The following is a 15,226-nucleotide window of genomic DNA, read 5'->3' on the forward strand; positions in this document are numbered from 1 at the left end:
CACGCTAGACGCGCGGTGACGCGGCCGCCAAGGCCAGCACGACATCGACGTGAACCGACGGACGGGCCTGACTCACCGCTCCGTGGTGCCGGTGCCGACCAGCCAGGCGGCCACCTCGTCCGGGCGGCTGAGGCCGATGCAGTGCCCGCCGGGGATCTCGTCGGGCTCGATGCCCAAGCGCGTCGGCACCAGGCGGCGGAGGAAGTCTGCCGGGAAGAACCGGTCGTCACGGGCGAGCAGGTATCGAGTCGGCACGTCGGGCCAGGACTCCAGCGGCCAGGGTGCCACCATTGCGGCCGGTGACGGATGGTCACGCTCTCGGGACAGCGCCTGCTCGGCCAGTTCGCGCGGGACGTCGTGGTAGTAGCTGACGTACGGGTCCTGGTGCCCGGTCAGCCCACCGTCGCGGACGGACTGCTCCTGCAACGCGCGGGTGTACCCGGTGGCCTCCCACCAGTCGTTCGGTGATTCGCCGGGCGTGGGCACCATGCCGGCCACCAACGCCAGGCCGGCGACCGGGTACCGTTCGGTGGCCAAGCGGTCGGCCACCAGTGGTGCGGTGAATCCGCCGAACGAGTGGCCGACCACGACCAGGTCAGCGGCGTGGCGACGTAGGCCGACAGCTGCGTCGACGGCAGCGACGACGGCGTCGCGGTAGTCCACGAGCGTCGCCGAGTCGGCGTGGGCCGGAAGGTCGGGGGCGACCACGTCGTGGCCGAACCTGCGGAGCGCACTGGCCACCATGTGCCATGACCACGCCCCGTCCCCGGCTCCGTGGATCAACACGAAGGTGCTCACCGCAGCGGGTCGTTCGCGTCGAATCCGACGTTCTCGATGTACATCCCGTCACGCTAGCCGCGCGGTGACGCGGCCGCCAAGGCGTCGACGACACGCGGCAGTCACCTGAGCTCAGCCGGCTTCCGGCCGGGGACGATGACGGGTGAGCACGAGGCTGATGCTTCCGGTGCAGACGATGTCCTGCCCGTCGGACTCCTTGAGGGCGAGGACCTCCTCGACCGGGTCACCGCCCAACACGACCGATCGTTCCCATCCGTCCAGCGTGATGTTCTGCGTCACGATCAGCTTGCGCATCTGGTCATCCTCCGAGCTGACTCAGCGTCGATGACGCATCATGGGGTCGCCTTCGTCGTGGTGTCCATCGTGTACCCGGGGTGGCGTCGTCGAAACGGACGTGTCCCACTTGACAGCCCGGCCCGTGTCGACAAAGACTGGGCCGGTCTCAAGCAGCGGGACAACAGCACGCAGGGAACGGCCAAGGAGGCCCCCGATGAAGGTGCAATTGTCCACAGCGACTGTCCGTCAACTGATCCTCGAGCTCGACCGGGTGGAGAAGGCGATCGGCAGCGCGTCGCTGCACGTCACCGATGCCGACGGCACGGTGCCGAACCCCGAGCTGGTGCGGCTGGCGTCGGAGGAGTCGGCGATCATCGACCAGCTGGCGACACGACGCAAGGCCCTGCACGACCAGGACCTCAACGACTGGGGGATGACCGTCTGATCGGTGACCACACCGATCCGTCAAAGCCGCGGATCCGGTCGTTCGGGGCTTGCCCTCCCGCTGCGACAGGGAACCGCGTACCGTTCTGCGCACACCCATGAGGAGGCCTGCCATGCCCGTCCAGAACCCCGGCGATCAGTTCGCCAAGATCGCCCGAGAGCTGCACGAGCAGCCGTCGCCGGCCACGACGCTGGACCGGGTGGTCGAGCTTGCGGTGGAGTCGATCAAGGGGTGTGATCATGCCGGCATCAGCCTGATCGAACGTCGCCGGATCACCACCGCCGCCGCCACCGACGACGTCGTCACCGCCGGGGACGCCCAGCAGTACGAGATGGACGAGGGTCCCTGCATGGACAGCATCCGCGACCAGGAGTCGGTCACCAGCGCGGACCTGTCGGTGGAACAGCGTTGGCCCAACTGGGCACCGTGGGCGAACACCCATCTGGGGGTGGGGAGCATGCTGTGCTTCCAGCTCTACACCAGCGAGAACAAGTACGGCGCGCTCAACATGTACTCCGACAGTCCCCACGGATTCGACGCCCGCGACCACGCGGTCGGGCTCGCCCTCGCTGCCCACGCGGCCGTGGCGCTGGCGGCCAGTTCCCACGCCGCCCACCTGGGGGCGGCGCTGCTGAACCGCACCGTGATCGGTCAGGCGGAGGGCATCTTGATGGAGCGCTACGGGTTGAGCGCGGATCGGGCCTTCGGCTTCCTGGTCCGGGTCTCCCAGCAGGAGAACCGCCGACTGGCCCTGGTCGCGGAGGACCTGGTCAACACCCGCAGTACGCCAGGTGACGACGAACCCCAGAAGGGCGTGTTGGCCGGTTCCGAGGCGTGAGTCGCGGCCACGGGGCGGGTTTCCCGTACGACCTCCTCTAAGCTGTCCGCCATGGTCAGCAAGAATGCCCTCACCGCAGCCGGGCTCGGTCTGCTGGCCTTCGTGACCGCGATCCTGGTCGGATTCGCGATGTTGCACGGCCGCGGCACCGGTCCGGGCTCGGCCGTACCCCAGCCACCACCACCTAGCGCGACCGGGCCGGTCGGCACCAGCACCGGGTCGTCGGGCAGTCCGTCGGCTGCCGGGACCCCCGGCCCGTCGACGTCGTCGCCCGCCGGGCCAAGCTCGAGCGCCGGGTCGGAGTCGTCGCCGACTGCGGGGTCGGGCAACAGCGCGGACGAGATCAAGGCCCTGCTCCGCGGTTCGGAGCCGGTGACGGTACTGGTCGTCGGCGATGAGTCCGGTGCCGGATCGAGCCTGTGGGTGCGGAAGTGGGCCGACGACATCGCCGAGCAGCGGCCGGTGGCCTACCAGCAGTGGGACGGTGACGGATTCGGCAGTGCGCAGAAGCTGGGGGAGGGTTCCGGCGGGGTGGTGACGATCCGCAACGCCAGCATCTCCGACGCCACGGCCGAGTCGCTCGCCGAGCTGGCGGACGACTTGCTCGACGAAGCGCCGGACGTGGTGATCATCAACCTGGCCGCCCACGAGGATCCCGACGACGTCCCGGCCGACATGACCGCCCTGTGGGAGGCGCTGGGCAGCGATGCCCTGGGCGCGGTGGTGCTGCAGAACTCCCACAAGCAGGGCAACCCGTCACAGCAGGTCGACAACGTGTCGGCGATGCGCGCCTGGGCGGTGGAGGCCAAGCTGCCGACGGTCGACGTGTACGGCGCCTTCGCACACGACAGCGCCCCGCTGGCGACCCTGCTGGACGGGCAGGGTCAGTTGCCGAACGCCGCCGGGGTCCGACTGTGGGTGTTCACCGTCCAGTCCGCGATCGGCCCCTGAGGGCAACTCTCCCGGACAGCCCGTCACTCCGGAGGCGTGTAGTCCGACATCGTGTCGTTGCGCAGGTGGTCGGACAGCGTCTTGATGCCCGCCTCGTCGGGCAGCACCACCGCCTGGCCGTCCTCGGTCGTACCGTCACCGGCCACGGGGACCTGCATGGTGACGATGTCTTCGGGTGACATCCGGATCGACAGTGCCAGGTCGCGGATGCGTTCATCGGTGAGGCTGGCGTCGACGGTCAGGTTGCGTCCCACCGCCGAGACGAAGGCGGTGAACTTCTCCGGGTCGGAGATCACGTCGGCGCTGACACCCTTGCTGATGATCGCCTGCACCACCTGTCGCTGCCGTTCGGCGCGGTCCAGATCACCGCGGGGGAGTTGCTTGCGCTCCCGTACGTAGGCCAGGGCTCGCTGCCCCTCGATGGTGATCTTGCCGGTCTGGAACTCGTGCTCGCCCGACTTGGAGTAGTGCTTGTTGTCGACGGTGACACCACCCAGTTCCGTTGTCAGGTTGACGAAACCTTCCATGTCGATGGTGGCGGTGTGGTCGATCTCGACGCCCGTCAGCTCTGCCACGGTCTGCTTGGCCAGGTCGGAACCGCCGAGGGAGTAGGCGGAGTTGATCTTGTTCTTGCCGTGACCGGGGATCGTCACGTACAGGTCCCGTGGGAACGACACGATGTAGGCGGACTGCCGGTTGCCGGACAGTTGCACCAGCATCAGCGCGTCGGCGCGACCGCCCTCACCCTCGTGCTGGTCGTCGGATCCGATCAGTAGGAAGTTGACGGGCTTGCCGTCCGACACCGGCGGCCGGCTCGACTGGCCCGGTACCGGTTCTGTCTCGCGATTGACGTTGGACAAGAAGCTGCGCTCGACGTTCAGTGCATAGCCGATGAGGACGGCCGGTACGACCAGCAGCACGGTCAGCACACCGATCAGGATCACGACGGTACGGCGTCGGGGCCGCCCAGGGCGGTGGGCCGGCGCGGCGTCGCCGGGCTGGTCGTCGTGGGTCGACGGACGGTCGTTCACGGGGTCCTTTCTGTCCGCGCAGGGCGGCTACGCCGGAAGTGAGAGGGGATGGAATCGGGAGGTCCGGCACAGCGGGGCGCCGAAGATCCGCCCATCAACAATACGAGCGGCAGCAACACCGGGTTGACATGGTGTGACCTTCATCTCACGAGTTTGCTCGGAGCCGTGGTGCCCGGCTAGTGTCCACCCACAACAGGAACGATAGTTTCAGTCACTGAACCTCTAGCTGTTCCGGGAGTCACAGAATCAGTGCCAGCCGCAGACGCCACCGCACCTGCCCCTGCCCCTGCTCAACCAGTTCTCTCCATCCAAGACTTGATCGTCGAGTTCGACACTCCGGCCGGAGTCCTGCGTGCCGTTCAACGACAATCCGGAGCAGATGTCGTTCTCCCTCGGGGTCAACGACAGCGGGGGTTTCGCCGAGGCAGACCCGGTGGAGCCGTACTACTCGTGGGTGAATGCGGTCGTCGAACAGGTCAGTGCTGACCATCCGGACAAGTGGTTCGGGCTGCTCGCCTACACCGTCGTGGAGCCGGCTCCGCCGTTTCCGTTGCATCCCCGTGTCGTGCCGTTCTTCACCCAGGACCGGATGGCGTGGGCCGACCCGCAGGTCGAGGCTGATGCGAAAGAGTTGCTGGAGACCTGGCGCACGGTGGCGAGCCAGCTCGGCCTGTACGACTACATCTATGGCTCGCCATACCTGGTGCCTCGGGTCACCCCGCACCTGGCCCAACGCACCTACTCGTACGCGAAGCGCACTGGCATCATCGCCCAGTACAGCGAGCTGTATCCCAACTGGGGCGAGGGTCCCAAGCCCTGGCTACGGGCCAAGCTGTTGTGGGATCCCGACCAGGACGTCGACGCGCTGCTGCAGCACTGGTGCCAGCTCGCGGTCGGAGAAGCCGCCGCACCGTACCTGCAGCAGTACTACGCGTTGTGGGAACAGTTCTGGACCGAACGGGCGCCGACGACCGAGTGGTTCCAGCCGAAGGGGACCTTCCAGGAGTTCAAGACCGCCGACTACCTCGAGGCAGTCACCGACGAGGACATCACCACCAGTCGCACCCTGATCGACGCGGTGCTGGCCCACCCCGGCACACCTGAGCAACAGGCCCGGGCCGAGAAGCTGGCCCGCGCCTTCGACTACTACGAGGTCAGTGCGCTCAGCTACCCGCGCGACGTGCCCCCGCCGCAGACCGAGCAGGACACGTTGGCCCTGCTGACCACACTGGAGGCGGGCTGGGCTGGCCGGGTCGCCGCCGTGCAGCTCCGGGAGGACCTGATCGAGGAGTTCGCCAGTGACCCCGTGCTCGTGCAGCCGATCGCCCCGACGCGTGGCCTGCTCTGGGGTGCGTGGAACCAGGCGGAGTTCTGGGGCATCGTCGACTACCTCGTCGCCCAGGAGCCTTCCGGCGGCGCGGTGACGGACTGGTTGGAGGCCCGCGCCACCGCCGACGAATCCACCCAGTTCACCGAGTTCGTCCAACTCGCCCTCGGTGCAGCGAGAGGGACACTCCCGTCGCTCACGGCCAACACGTCATTCGAGGACGGAACGCACTGGTTCCTGTGGGTGGCAAACCGGGGCGAGCTCGTGCGCTCCACCGCACAGTCGCACACAGGCGGGTCCAGCGTGGTCGCCCGTGCACTCGAACGGGGCGGGCCAGCTCAGCACTTCCCGGTCAAGCCGGGCCTCATCATCACCCGGGCCCACGTCCTCGCGCCGGCCGGCGGCACCTACACCGGACGGGTGAACTTCGCGATGAACCTGAGGAACAGTACCGGTGCTCAGATCGGGGTGCTGAGCGGCAACCTCCTCCTCATCCAGCCCGACCAGGTCGGAGAGTGGTTCACCGTCGACAGCATCAGCACCATCCCCGAGACGATCAACGGACAGGCCGTGACCGAGGCACAGTACGTGCTCACCCTGGACGACTTCGTGGACGCCCCGGAGGTCTACGTCGACGACATCGTGGTCCATCAGGCTCCGTGAGCCTGAGCCTGATCACAAGTACCGACGGATGTCGCCGTCCGAGGTCGGGTTGTCGTGCAACCAGCGGGTGAACTCGGCTGGATGACGCCGCTCGAACTCGTCGAGGTACGACTGGCGCAGCGCCGCCAGCTCGGCACGCTCACCGGGTCGGGTGCTGCGTCCCAACAGCTCGTGGCTGAGCCGCCAGGCGCGGCTCAGCTCCTGGTCGGACATGTCGCGTGCCGGCACGGACGCCAGCAGCTGTGCCCGGGTCATCGGACCGGATGTCGGTTGCAGACCCGTTGGCGTGACCCCCGGGGTGACCGGACGGTGCCGGTGGGAACGTCGGGCCGGCAGCAGCACGATGCAGGTGATCACGACGGCGGCCAGCATCACGATCGTGAGCACGATGTCGATCAGCACCATGATCATGGCCGGCCTCCTCTCGGATCATTGCGGCGATCTGGACGACCCCGCGGTGGGTTGGGAGCTGTCGTCCCCGGCGGCTGCCGGGCCGTCCGCTGACCGAGGGCCGTGGTTCGACGTCGGCTCGTCGGTCTCGTCGGACGTGGGTTCGCTGTTGCGCTGGACGCGGGTCTTGCGCAGGCTCAACACGGTGGCGACCGCGATCGTGGCGCCGATGAACAGCAGCGAGAACCAGATCGGGATCTCGGGCACCCACAGCAGGGGTTCGCCGCCGTTGATGAACGGCACCTCGTTCACGTGCAGGGCGTGGAAGGCGAGCTTGACGCCGATGAAGGCGAGGATGACCGCCAGACCCTGGGCGAGGTAGACCAGCCGTTCGAGCAGCCCTCCGACCAGGAAGTACAGCTGTCGCAGCCCCATCAGCGCGAACGCGTTGGCGGTGAAGACGATGTAGGCCTCGTTGGTGAGCCCGTAGATGGCGGGGATCGAGTCGACCGCGAACACCAGGTCGACCACACCGATGGCGACGATCGCGAGCACGATCGGGGTGAGGTGCCGGCGGCCGTCGATCTTCACGCTCAACTGGCCGTCGTGGTAGTCGTCGGTGAAGGGAAGGACGCGCCGGATCAGCTTGATCGCGCGGGACTGGGTCGGGTTGCTGTCGTGGTCGGCACCGAAGGCCTGCCGGTAGGCCAGGTAGAGCAGCAGCAGCGCCATGAAGTAGAAGACCCAGGAGAAGTTCTGGATCACGACCGCGCCGACGGCGATGAACGCGCCGCGCAGCACCAGGGCGATCACGATGCCGATCATCAGCAGCTTCTGCTGGTACTTCCGGGGCACCCCGAAGGAGGTGATGATCAACAAGAACACGAACAGGTTGTCGACCGACAGTGCCTTCTCGGTGAGGTAGCCGGCGAAGTACTCCCCGCCGTACGTCCAGCCCGAGACGAGGCCGATGCCCACCCCGAACAGCAGGGCCAGGCCGATGTAGAAGGCGGACCAGCGGGCGGCCTCACCCATGGTCGGCTCGTGCGGCTTGCGCACGTGGATGAAGAACTCGACGACGAAGAAGGCGACGGTCACCGCGAGAGTGATGCCCCACACCAAGGGGGAGATGTTCACGGAGGCTCCAAGGGGGGTCGGAACGGACCAAGGTCTCATCTGCCCTGAGGATCCAGGACCAGCGCTCCGGGCACCGATGGCGTTGCCGAAATGACGAAGCGACTGCGAGTGATTACTCCCCTTGCAGCAACCAGCCTACAGCCGCCACCCCGAAATCACGATTCGCGAGCCCCGCCCCGCCCCTCGAGCTTGTCGAGAGGCCCACGCCCCTCGAGCCTGTCGAGAGGCCCGATAGCGTGTGCCGCATGACCGGTCGTACGAACGTGACGCCCTTGGTGATCGTCGGCTGCGGCGGATTCGGCCGGGAGCTGTCCGGCTTCGTCGACGACTGCAACGCGGTCAGTCCGTCGTTCGAGATCGTCGGCTACGTGGACGACGCACCGAGTGCCACGAACCGCGACCGGCTGGCGAAGCTCGGCCACGAGTTGCTGGGTGGCACGGACTGGCTGCTCACGGCGCCGGCCGAGGTGGCTCACCTGATCGCCATCGCCAGCCCGCGGATCCGCCGGATGATTGACGGCCGACTCGAGACTCGAACCGCGGCCACCCTGGTCCACCCACACACCACCGTCGCCGCCGACGTCGAGATCGGGCCGGGGAGCGTGTTGTGTCCGGGGGTGCGCGTGACCACCAACGTCCGGTTGGGGCGGCACGTCCACCTGAACCAGAACGTCACCGTCGGTCACGACACCGCACTCGGCGACTGGGTGACGGTCAACCCGCTCGCCTCGATCTCCGGCGACGTCACCGTCGAGCCGGAGGTGCTGTTCGGCACCAACAGCACGATGCTGCAGGGCCTCACTGCGGGGGAGGCGTCAACGATCGGTGCCGGTGCCTGTGCCGTACGAGACGTGCCCGCCGGCGTCGTGGTCAAGGGCGTCCCCGCCCGCTGAGTGGAAGGAGTGCAAACATGATCACGTCATCACTGCAGATCGACAGCAGCTTGGGTGTTGCCTACCTGCAGTTGGGTGAACGGCGGCCCATCGCCAAGACCTGCGAGGTCGCTCCAGGATTCACGGTCGACCTGGATGCCTTGGGTGTTGTGGCCGGCATCGAGGTTCTCGACCTCGAGGCCACCATCCCCGTGGAGCGTCTGAAGTCTGTCCACCATGTTGACTCTCGACACATCCGGATCCTGCATCGCATCGCGCCGACGGTCACGAGCTTCGTCGCCAGGCAGTCCAGCCACGAACCGGCTGTTCCAGTGGCTGCGCGCCCGGAGGAGTTGCTCGCCGCTCTCGCTTGGAAGTCGCCGAGTGCGACAGCTGTAGGGCTGGGCCGAGCGAATGCTTCGGCCATCACACGCTAATGTCGGCACAGCCCCCGTGAGTCACGACAGCGAAGCGAGGCCTGATGCCCACCCAGAAGCGGCCGTACGACTCGGTCAAGCGCGGTTTGGACGCCGTCGTCAGTGCCGTCGGACTCGTGCTCTCGGCGCCACTGCAATTGGGCGTTTCGGCGGTGGTGCTTGCCGCCCACGGTCGACCAGTCCTGTTCCGACAGCCGCGCCCCGGGCGTGACGGCGTGATTTTCGAACTGGTCAAGTTTCGAACGATGCGCCACCCGGACGAGGCGCACCAGACCGACGCGGAACGTCTTACACGCGTGGGCCGCTTCCTGCGAGCCACCAGTCTCGATGAACTGCCGACGCTGTGGAATGTCCTGCGCGGCGACATGAGTCTGGTGGGTCCCCGTCCGCTTCTCGTGAGCTACCTGGACCGGTACACGAAGGAACAGGCACGTCGGCACGAGGTGAGACCCGGCGTGACTGGCCTGGCTCAGGCGAGTGGCCGCAACGGGCTGGCCTGGGAGGAACGGTTCAAGCTCGACGTCGAGTACGTGGACAACCGCAGTCTTGCGCTCGATGCGCGCATCCTGGTGATGACGGTCAAGTCGGTGCTGGTCCGGGAAGGCATCAGCGAGGCTGGCCAGGCCACGATGACCGAGTTCACCGGGAGCGCAGAGGCCGAGGTCGCACATGGGTGACACCTCCAGGGCCAGCGATCCCGGGCTGGTGGTGGGGGTGACCGTCGGCATCAGCGCCTACACCCTGTTGCGGGGCCAACTGGCCTGGTTCGCGGATCGCGGCTGGGACGTCACGCTGGTCTCCACCCCGGACGAGCAGGCGCATCGGGCAGCCACCCGCGAAGGGGTTCCGTTGGCGGGCATCCCCATGCACCGGGGGATTTCTCCGCTGCGCGATCTCGTGAGCCTTGTTCAATGGGTGCGACTGCTCGCGCGGAAACGGCCGCGCGCAGTCAACCTGGGAACGCCGAAGGCAGCGCTGCTCGGGGCCGTGGCGTCGTGGCTGCTGCGGATCCCGAAGCGGTTGTACGTGGTCCGTGGCCTCCGGCTGGAAGGGTCTGCCGGGATCCTGGGCAGGGTGTTGTGGGCGATGGAGTGGATCACCATGCGACTCGCGACCGATGTCCTCTTCGTGGGGCCGTCCCTGGCAGCCGAAGGGGAGCGTCGCGGGTTGCTGATGCGACACAAGTCCTGGCTCATCGGATCGGGGAGCAGCAACGGCGTGGACGCGGCGGCGGTGGTCGAGCGTGCCGGAACCGTCGATCGCGACGCCCTGAGGCATCGGCTGGGGCTGGAGTCCGACCACTTCGTCGTGGGGTTCATCGGACGCATCACCCGGGACAAGGGCGTCGACACGTTGTTGAAGGCGTGTTCCTCCGCTGACCTCGCGCCGCACGTACGACTTCTCCTGATCGGGACGGTGGACGAACCCGATCTGGAGCACGAGATCGTACGACTCGGTGATCTGGTTCGTACGGTCCCGTGGACCGACGACGTGTGGGGTCACCTGCCAGCGATGGATGCCTTGTGCCTGCCGACCCTGCGGGAAGGGTTTCCGAACGTCGTGCTCGAAGCTGCCGCAGCCGGGATACCGACGATCACCACCCGAGCCACGGGAGCGGTCGATTCGGTTGTTGATGGTCGAACAGGGATGTTGATCGACGTGGGCGATGCACCGGACCTGACCAGCAAGGTGAACGATCTGGCCGGAAGTCCGGAGTTGACCGCGCGACTCGGTGCTGCGGCCAAGGAACGGGTGTTCGCCGAGTTCACACCCGAACGGATCTGGCAGGGTCTGCACGAGATCATCGACGACGCCGCCGAGCCCGTGGACGCAGTACGGGTCGATGAACGCCCGTCCCTGAGTCGGAACCACTGAGGCGAGGTCAGAATTGCAAGATGGTGATGGCGTGACGCAACGGGTCGTCTCCGTCGTCGTTCCCGTGTACAACGCCGAGGCCTTCCTCGCCGAGTGTCTGGCGTCGATCAGGGGGCAGTCGTACGAACATCTCGAGATCGTGTGCGTGGACGACGGATCGACCGACGATTCCGCGCAGTTGCTTGACGCGGAAGCGCGGCTGGACGAGCGGATCCGCGTCATCAGTCAGCCGAACGGTGGCGTCAGCGCCGCGCGAAACACCGGACTGGATGCGGTGACCGGCGACTACGTCGTGTTCGTCGACTCCGATGACGTCATCGGGCCACAGATGATCGCGGCGATGGTGACTGCCATGGTGGATCCGGTCGGTTGGGTCATCGAGGGGGCGCCCGTCGCCGGACGTCACCGCGAGCGATCGCAGTTGAGTGACTTCCTGTACCGCGGTCTGCGCACGTCGTTGTTGAATCCCCCGTGGGGGAAGCTCTATCGCACCGAGCTCATCCGCTCTGCCGACCTCCGTTTCGATTCCCGCACGTCGCTCGGTGAGGACCTGCTCTTCAACGTGGAGTACTTCAGCCGCGTCACCGATGTCGTGACCACCACCGCCCGCGAGTACCGGAATCGTCCCATGGCGGGCTCACTGACCCGGTCCTATCGGCCCTCGAAGTATCGCGAGCTCACCCATGTGCACGACCGGCTCCGTGAGCTGACCCTGGGCCGCCACACCGACGAGTTGGGCGCGCTGCTGAGCTATCTGCGCATCAAGAGCCTTGTTTCGTGCGGGATGAGTGATCTGGGCCCGGAGTCCCCGCTGACCCGGAGCGCCGCACGCCGACACATCGCCGAGATCGAGGCCGACCACGGCGGCGTGCTGGTCCGCAGCGGCGACATCCAGATGCGGGCGGTCGGTCTCTCCTACCGGTGGCTGGGCCTGTGGCGCACCACCCGGCTGGTCGCGGCGGCCAAGACGTCCGCAGCAGCGATCAGGCGCCTGAGGCGCTCGCTGGTCCAGCGGGCATCGCGACCGCCCTTCTCACCGACCACGTCATCATCAACAGACGGAAGCTAGAGCCGGTCGCCGACATCCCCGTGGCCACGATGAGCGGCGGGAGGCCAAGCAGGTGGAACAGGCCACCGGCCAGCGCTGCGGCCACACAGCTCAGTCCCATAGCCAGGGTGACACCGCCGTACCTGTTCAACACGTTCAGCGTCACACTCATGACGAAGGCCCCGATGGTGGCGACGGCCGCGACCGCGAGCAGGGCGAGTGGCACGTACCCCATCTCGAACCCGGGTCCGTAGACCAGTGTCAGGACGGGTGACCCCAGCGCGGTCACCAGCACGCCGAAGCCGGCCGAGACCAACACGGCCCGGACCGTGATCCGACCGGCACGACGGCGGAGGGCGTGGACCCCGTCGTGTTCCCTGATCCGTCGGAACGGCGTGATCAGTACGGTCTGCAGGGTCGACCCCGTGAGGCCGGCGACGGTGAGCAGATAGGCGGCTCCGGCGAACACGCCGATGGTGCCGGCGTCGGCGACCCACGACAGGGCGAACACCGGCAGTTGGAACAGGAAGGTGGCCAGGAACTGTGAGGCCGTCACCGGCGCCGCGGTCCGTACGATGTCCCTCCATCCCCGCGAGGAATCAGTGGGCTCGTAGTCGACCGAACGTCCCGCCAGGAAGGCCCAGACGGCTGCGCCGACCGATGACAGCGCGGCAGCGAAGACACCGATCGTGGCCGACCCGGTGAGCACGACGGCCACGGCTGCGGCCACCATGGCGCCGACGCCGCACGCCGTGACGACACGCCCCAGCGCGACGAGGCGATTTCCGTACTGCATCCGCGCAAGCATGATGTCGAGCACGGAGTCGAAGACCTTGAGGAGGGTGATCGCCACGCCGAGTCCGACGGGGAGGTCGGGGGAGAACACGATCACCGCCATCAGGACGGCAGCCCCCACGAGACAGCCGATCAGTCGCAGCAGGAGGTACGTACGCCAGGGCCATCGGGTTGCCGACGACAGGAAGATGGTGCGCAGCCCCAACTGGCTCAACACGAACAACGGGGTGGCGATCGCCAGCACGTAGCTGTACACGCCGACCGCGTCCGCGCCGCCGGCGGATCGCGCGAACAGCCAGACCAGGAACCACTTGGACAGCGATGTCGTGGCAGTGCCCAGGGCTACGTGCGCGGCCGCTGACCGGTTACCGGCCATCGGGGGCCACAGGTTCGGTCGTCATCAGTCGGCACTGGCCGCTGCGTAGGCGCCTCGGGCGCGATCGCGGTACGCGTCGGAGCCCATGTGCGGACGAAACGAGCCGTCTGCCAGGGCTGCGGCCACCGGCGCCCACGGCTCGTCAAGGGCCACGATCTGCTGATCGGCCCCGATGTCGGACCCGAAGTCTCGACACTTCGCATGGTGGCCGACCAACATGAAGGGCACGTCGGAGAGGTAGGCCACGATGGCGCCATGGAGCCGCTGCGACCACACCATTGCGCTACTGGCGAGCAGCCTGCAGGTTTGGCTGAGTCCGAGGTCGGCGAAACTGGCGAGGTCGACGTCGATGCCGCGGTCGGACAACCCCGAGGCGAGCCCCGCGCAGAGTGGTCCGTCGTCCGACGTGCCCTGACTGGACATGGCAAGCACCGTCACCCGATGCGGCTCCGATCGGTTGACCTCGTCCACGGCATCACCCGCCTGACGGGTCAGCAGTTCGAGATCGCTCTGGGCTGCGGCGGAAGGACAGATGACGATGGTGTCGGATCGCTCGGTCTCCGGTTGGACCAGACCGTTCAGGGCCACCAGATCACCGCCGACGACCGGTGTGGTGGTGTGGGACAGCTGTTCGAGACGTTGCACAGAGGCAGGGTCGCGCACCACCAACCGGTCGACGTGTGCCAAGAAGCTCTCGACGCGCTGCGCTGCGCCGGTGCCGTTGAAGGGTCCGACAGACACCCCGAGTGCTTCGACGCGCTGCCCTCGTAGGGCGCGTTGGCGAAGCCGCGCCACACCGCCCACGTCCTGGAGCACGGAGCCACCGCACACGGCGATCGTGTCAGCCCACGCCAGTCCGACCGCGGCAGCCCCGAGCCGGGCCGCCTGTCCGTACCAGCGACTCGATGCGTACAACCTGGACCTTCCGGCCGGAGCGAAGGTCCGGACCGTTGCATTCGGCCACAGGGTGGCTGCATGCCGCTGGACGGTTTCCACGAACAGCTGGTCGCCGAAGTTTCCGAACCCGTAGGCGCCAACGGCCTGGACCCGCCGTATGGGGCGACGTTCGGATCGTCTGCTGGTGTCCACCACGAGTTCCTCCCGGCCTGACCGTAGTCGTTGTTGCGGCCGACACAGTATTGCGGGCCGTCCACGGCACTCCACGACGGGGTCCGGGTGCTGGCTCTACACTGGGCGACGCCCCGCTGCCCCCGGACTCCTGACCTTCCGTCAGCCGGAGAACGTCACAAATGGAAGGTTGTTCACTTCGATGCCACTGCCGAGTCAGCGCCGATCGATCGAGCCTGTTGGCGATCCTCGGCAGTTCAGCATCCTCTCCGTGTGCACCGGCAACCTCTGCCGCTCACCAACGCTCGAGCAGCTCCTGCGGCTCCGGCTGGGGGAGGCCTTTCCGGATGCCGACATCAACGTCACCAGTGCCGGGACGCACGCCTACGACGGCGACCCGATGGATCCCGGCTCGGCGCACGAGGCCGAGCGACTCGGCATCCGCGATGCCGAACGACACCGTGCGCGGCGACTCGTCGAGCCACACGTACGGGATGCCGATCTGGTGCTGGCGCTGGCCCGAGAACACCGCACGGCGGCGGTGAGGCTCGCTCCCCGGGCGGTCGGGCGAGCGTTCACACTGCTCGAGTTCGTACGCATCGTCGAGTCGCTCGAGCCCAAGGACCTGGTGGCGGGACGGGACTCCGCCACCCCTGAGGGGCGGTTGCGGCGCGTGGTCGAGGCGGCACACCGGATCCGGGGCCTGGTGGCTTCCCGCCGCCGTTCCGGGATGGATGTCATCGATCCGCACGGACGTGAACCGGACGTCTACCGAGCCTCGGCGGACACGATTGATGACGCCTGTCGACGCCTCATCGCGGTGCTGCCGAGGCTGGTCGATCCGCCGGATTGAACCCGGGCCGGGCTGACACGCTAGAATGCGCCGCATTACTGTCCTC

17 protein-coding genes are annotated in these 15,226 nt (G+C 67.4%); 10 read left to right on the plus strand and 7 right to left on the minus strand.

Translation table 11 applies throughout. The features are described 5' to 3' along the window. Positions 1-72 precede the first annotated feature (72 nt). Together ACQBAU_RS02815 and ACQBAU_RS02820 are read right to left on the minus strand one after the other, a co-directional pair. Entirely contained in the window at positions 73-798 is a 726-nt protein-coding gene (locus ACQBAU_RS02815; RefSeq protein WP_465255274.1) for an alpha/beta fold hydrolase, read from the minus strand. A gap of 111 nt (positions 799-909) precedes the next feature. Next, positions 910-1,092, minus strand: coding sequence for a hypothetical protein (locus tag ACQBAU_RS02820; RefSeq protein ID WP_465255273.1), 183 nt, complete (start codon positions 1,090-1,092; stop codon positions 910-912). Positions 1,093-1,288: 196 nt separating this feature from the next. Between ACQBAU_RS02820 and ACQBAU_RS02825 the strand changes: the two genes are divergently transcribed. The 3 genes from ACQBAU_RS02825 (at position 1,289) to ACQBAU_RS02835 (ending at position 3,308) form a co-directional block, all read left to right on the plus strand. Then, positions 1,289-1,519, plus strand: coding sequence for a hypothetical protein (locus ACQBAU_RS02825; RefSeq protein ID WP_465255272.1), 231 nt, complete (start codon positions 1,289-1,291; stop codon positions 1,517-1,519). A 112-nt stretch (positions 1,520-1,631) separates the two neighbouring features. After that, entirely contained in the window at positions 1,632-2,357 is a 726-nt protein-coding gene (locus tag ACQBAU_RS02830; RefSeq protein ID WP_465255271.1) for a GAF and ANTAR domain-containing protein, read from the plus strand. A gap of 51 nt (positions 2,358-2,408) precedes the next feature. Next, positions 2,409-3,308, plus strand: coding sequence for an SGNH/GDSL hydrolase family protein (locus ACQBAU_RS02835; protein ID WP_465255270.1), 900 nt, complete (start codon positions 2,409-2,411; stop codon positions 3,306-3,308). Between the two features lie 23 nt (positions 3,309-3,331). Here the strand turns inward: ACQBAU_RS02835 and ACQBAU_RS02840 are convergent, their stop codons facing one another. After that, complete coding sequence (locus ACQBAU_RS02840; protein ID WP_465255269.1) at positions 3,332-4,339, minus strand: LCP family protein; 1,008 nt, start codon at positions 4,337-4,339, stop codon at positions 3,332-3,334. Between the two features lie 352 nt (positions 4,340-4,691). Between ACQBAU_RS02840 and ACQBAU_RS02845 the strand changes: the two genes are divergently transcribed. Next, on the plus strand, positions 4,692-6,329 hold the full coding sequence (locus ACQBAU_RS02845) for a DUF4838 domain-containing protein (RefSeq protein ID WP_465255268.1): 1,638 nt from the start codon (positions 4,692-4,694) through the stop codon (positions 6,327-6,329). A 12-nt stretch (positions 6,330-6,341) separates the two neighbouring features. On the opposite strand, the gene ACQBAU_RS02850 is transcribed toward ACQBAU_RS02845, so the two are convergent. Together ACQBAU_RS02850 and ACQBAU_RS02855 are read right to left on the minus strand one after the other, a co-directional pair. Next, positions 6,342-6,740: a hypothetical protein gene (locus ACQBAU_RS02850; protein ID WP_465255267.1), complete on the minus strand. Its 399-nt coding sequence runs from the start codon at positions 6,738-6,740 to the stop codon at positions 6,342-6,344. 18 nt (positions 6,741-6,758) lie between these two features. Then, entirely contained in the window at positions 6,759-7,856 is a 1,098-nt protein-coding gene (locus tag ACQBAU_RS02855; protein ID WP_465255266.1) for a TerC family protein, read from the minus strand. A 245-nt stretch (positions 7,857-8,101) separates the two neighbouring features. On the opposite strand from ACQBAU_RS02855, the gene ACQBAU_RS02860 reads away from it, so the two are divergent. From ACQBAU_RS02860 to ACQBAU_RS02880, 5 genes are read left to right on the plus strand one after another with little or no spacing between them, the layout of a single operon-like run. After that, on the plus strand, positions 8,102-8,749 hold the full coding sequence (locus ACQBAU_RS02860; protein ID WP_465255265.1) for an acetyltransferase: 648 nt from the start codon (positions 8,102-8,104) through the stop codon (positions 8,747-8,749). A 17-nt stretch (positions 8,750-8,766) separates the two neighbouring features. Next, complete coding sequence (locus ACQBAU_RS02865; protein ID WP_465255264.1) at positions 8,767-9,165, plus strand: DUF2283 domain-containing protein; 399 nt, start codon at positions 8,767-8,769, stop codon at positions 9,163-9,165. A 44-nt stretch (positions 9,166-9,209) separates the two neighbouring features. Next, complete coding sequence (locus ACQBAU_RS02870) at positions 9,210-9,842, plus strand: sugar transferase (protein ID WP_465255263.1); 633 nt, start codon at positions 9,210-9,212, stop codon at positions 9,840-9,842. Then, the gene (locus tag ACQBAU_RS02875) at positions 9,835-11,040 is read left to right on the plus strand and encodes a glycosyltransferase family 4 protein (RefSeq protein ID WP_465255262.1); all 1,206 of its coding nucleotides are present in this window, start codon (positions 9,835-9,837) and stop codon (positions 11,038-11,040) included. Before ACQBAU_RS02870 ends, ACQBAU_RS02875 begins: the two co-directional genes overlap by 8 nt. A gap of 31 nt (positions 11,041-11,071) precedes the next feature. Next, positions 11,072-12,109 (plus strand): glycosyltransferase family 2 protein, encoded by a 1,038-nt coding sequence (locus tag ACQBAU_RS02880; protein ID WP_465255261.1) that lies wholly within the window; start codon positions 11,072-11,074, stop codon positions 12,107-12,109. On the opposite strand, the gene ACQBAU_RS02885 is transcribed toward ACQBAU_RS02880, so the two are convergent. Further along, positions 12,024-13,259 carry a lipopolysaccharide biosynthesis protein gene (locus ACQBAU_RS02885; RefSeq protein WP_465255260.1) on the minus strand — a complete coding sequence of 412 codons (1,236 nt, stop codon included), beginning with the start codon at positions 13,257-13,259 and terminating at the stop codon, positions 12,024-12,026. The genes ACQBAU_RS02880 and ACQBAU_RS02885 overlap by 86 nt on opposite strands. 24 nt (positions 13,260-13,283) lie before the next feature. After that, positions 13,284-14,423: a polysaccharide pyruvyl transferase family protein gene (locus tag ACQBAU_RS02890; protein ID WP_465259445.1), complete on the minus strand. Its 1,140-nt coding sequence runs from the start codon at positions 14,421-14,423 to the stop codon at positions 13,284-13,286. Positions 14,424-14,598: 175 nt separating this feature from the next. Between ACQBAU_RS02890 and ACQBAU_RS02895 the strand changes: the two genes are divergently transcribed. Beyond that, positions 14,599-15,180, plus strand: a complete 582-nt coding sequence (locus tag ACQBAU_RS02895) for an arsenate reductase/protein-tyrosine-phosphatase family protein (protein ID WP_465255258.1) — start codon at positions 14,599-14,601, stop codon at positions 15,178-15,180. Positions 15,181-15,226: the final 46 nt, after the last annotated feature.

The sequence above is a fragment of the Carbonicoccus niuqiaonis genome (assembly GCF_050157065.1).
Lineage (GTDB): Bacteria > Actinomycetota > Actinomycetes > Propionibacteriales > Propionibacteriaceae > Avipropionibacterium.

What these genes read in the sequence shown, in the direction of transcription:
- ACQBAU_RS02870 (WP_465255263.1), top strand. Translation starts at nt 9,210, where the DNA reads ATGCCCACCCAGAAGCGGCCGTACGACTCGGTCAAGCGCGGTTTGGAC.
- ACQBAU_RS02875 (WP_465255262.1), top strand. Translation starts at nt 9,835, where the DNA reads ATGGGTGACACCTCCAGGGCCAGCGATCCCGGGCTGGTGGTGGGGGTG.
- ACQBAU_RS02850 (WP_465255267.1), bottom strand. Translation starts at nt 6,740, where the DNA reads ATGATCATGGTGCTGATCGACATCGTGCTCACGATCGTGATGCTGGCC.
- ACQBAU_RS02835 (WP_465255270.1), top strand. Translation starts at nt 2,409, where the DNA reads ATGGTCAGCAAGAATGCCCTCACCGCAGCCGGGCTCGGTCTGCTGGCC.
- ACQBAU_RS02820 (WP_465255273.1), bottom strand. Translation starts at nt 1,092, where the DNA reads ATGCGCAAGCTGATCGTGACGCAGAACATCACGCTGGACGGATGGGAA.
- ACQBAU_RS02830 (WP_465255271.1), top strand. Translation starts at nt 1,632, where the DNA reads ATGCCCGTCCAGAACCCCGGCGATCAGTTCGCCAAGATCGCCCGAGAG.
- ACQBAU_RS02865 (WP_465255264.1), top strand. Translation starts at nt 8,767, where the DNA reads ATGATCACGTCATCACTGCAGATCGACAGCAGCTTGGGTGTTGCCTAC.
- ACQBAU_RS02885 (WP_465255260.1), bottom strand. Translation starts at nt 13,259, where the DNA reads ATGGCCGGTAACCGGTCAGCGGCCGCGCACGTAGCCCTGGGCACTGCC.
- ACQBAU_RS02860 (WP_465255265.1), top strand. Translation starts at nt 8,102, where the DNA reads ATGACCGGTCGTACGAACGTGACGCCCTTGGTGATCGTCGGCTGCGGC.
- ACQBAU_RS02825 (WP_465255272.1), top strand. Translation starts at nt 1,289, where the DNA reads ATGAAGGTGCAATTGTCCACAGCGACTGTCCGTCAACTGATCCTCGAG.